Below are 1,940 nucleotides of genomic sequence, written 5' to 3' on the forward strand. Positions count from 1 at the left end.
CGGGTGCCCCAGAACGGCGGAGTCGGAACCGGGTTGTCGACGGACACGTCGGAGCGGACACCCTCCTCCGGCTCCTCGACCTCCAGCACGGCGGTCTCCCGCTTGGGGACGCGCCGCTGCTTCAGCTCGGGGAGGACAGCGCCGGGGACACCGCGCTTGACCCCGATGAGCGCGTCCATCAGCCGCAGGCCCTCGAACGCGTCGCGGGCGTAACGGACCTCGCCCTCGTAGATCTCGTGGAGGTCCTGTTCGACGTAGGCGCGGGTGAGCGCGGCGCCTCCGAGGATGACGGGGTATTCGGCGGCCAGCTTGCGCTGGTTCAGCTCCTGGAGGTTCTCCTTCATGATCACCGTGGACTTGACCAGAAGACCGGACATGCCGATGACGTCGGCGCGGTTCTCCTCGGCGGCTTCCAGGATCGCGGAGACGGGCTGCTTGATGCCGATGTTCACGACGTTGAACCCGTTGTTGGACAGGATGATGTCGACGAGGTTCTTGCCGATGTCGTGGACGTCGCCGCGGACGGTGGCCAGCACGATGGTGCCCTTGCCCTCGGCGTCCGACTTCTCCATGTGCGGCTCCAGATGAGCCACCGCGGACTTCATGACCTCGGCGGACTGGAGCACGAACGGCAACTGCATCTGCCCGGAACCGAACAGCTCACCGACAACCTTCATACCCTCCAGCAGGGTGTCGTTGACGATGTCCAGGGCCGGGCGGGTGCGGAGGGCCTCGTCGAGGTCGGTCTCCAGGCCCTTCTTCTCGCCGTCGATGATCCGGCGCTGGAGGCGCTCGTCGAGCGGCAGGGCGAGGAGTTCCTCGGCCTTGCCCTCCTTCATCGACTTCATGTTGACGCCCTCGAAAAGCTCCATGAGCTTCTGCAACGGGTCATAGCCCTCGGCGCGGCGGTCGTAGATCAGGTCGTGGGCGGCCTTGACCTGCTCCTCGTCCAGCCGGGCGATCGGCAGGATCTTCGACGCGTGCACGATCGCGGAGTCCAGACCGGCCTTCACACACTCGTCCAGGAAGACCGAGTTCAGCACGACACGGGCGGCCGGATTGAGCCCGAAGGAAATGTTCGACAGACCCAGCGTCGTCTGCACCTCGGGGTGGCGCTTCTTCAGCTCACGGATCGCCTCGATCGTCGCGATCCCGTCCTTGCGGGACTCCTCCTGCCCGGTACAGATCGTGAACGTCAGGCAGTCGATGAGGATGTCCGACTCATGAATGCCCCAGTTCCCCGTCAGGTCCGCGATCAGCCGCTCCGCGATCGCCACCTTGTGCTCGACGGTACGGGCCTGGCCCTCCTCGTCGATCGTCAGCGCGATCAGCGCCGCACCGTGCTCGGCCGCCAGCTGCGTAACCTTCACGAACCGCGACTCCGGACCGTCACCGTCCTCGTAGTTCACCGAGTTCAGCACCGCACGCCCACCGAGCTTCTCCAGCCCCGCCCGCAGCACCGGCAGCTCCGTGGAGTCCAGCACGATCGGCAGGGTCGAGGCGGTAGCGAACCGGCCCGCCAGCTCCTCCATGTCCGCGACCCCGTCACGGCCCACGTAGTCGACACACAGGTCGAGCATGTGCGCGCCCTCACGGATCTGATCACGCGCCATCTCCACGCAGTCGTCCCAACGCGCCTCCAGCATCGCCTCGCGGAACTTCTTCGACCCATTGGCGTTCGTCCGCTCACCGATGGCGAGGTACGAAGTGTCCTGCCGGAACGGCACCGTCTGATACAGCGACGCCGCACCCGGCTCGGGGCGCGGGTCACGGACGGCCGGGGTAAGGCCACGGGCCCGGTCCACGACCTGACGCAGATGCTCCGGAGTCGTACCGCAGCACCCGCCGATCAGCGACAACCCGTAGTCGGTCACGAAGGCCTCCTGCGCATCCGCCAGACCCTCGGGACCCAGCGGGAAATGCGCCCCGTCCTTCGTCAG

General features: G+C 66.8%; 1 protein-coding gene. It reads right to left on the reverse strand.

Annotated elements, in window-relative coordinates; all coding sequences use genetic code 11:
- Positions 1-1,940: dihydropteroate synthase (locus tag ACFVQ0_RS37155; RefSeq protein ID WP_390093599.1), on the reverse strand; the 1,940-nt coding region annotated here is incomplete at both ends.

The organism is Streptomyces sp. NPDC057900, from assembly GCF_042887885.1.
Lineage (GTDB): Bacteria > Actinomycetota > Actinomycetes > Streptomycetales > Streptomycetaceae > Streptomyces.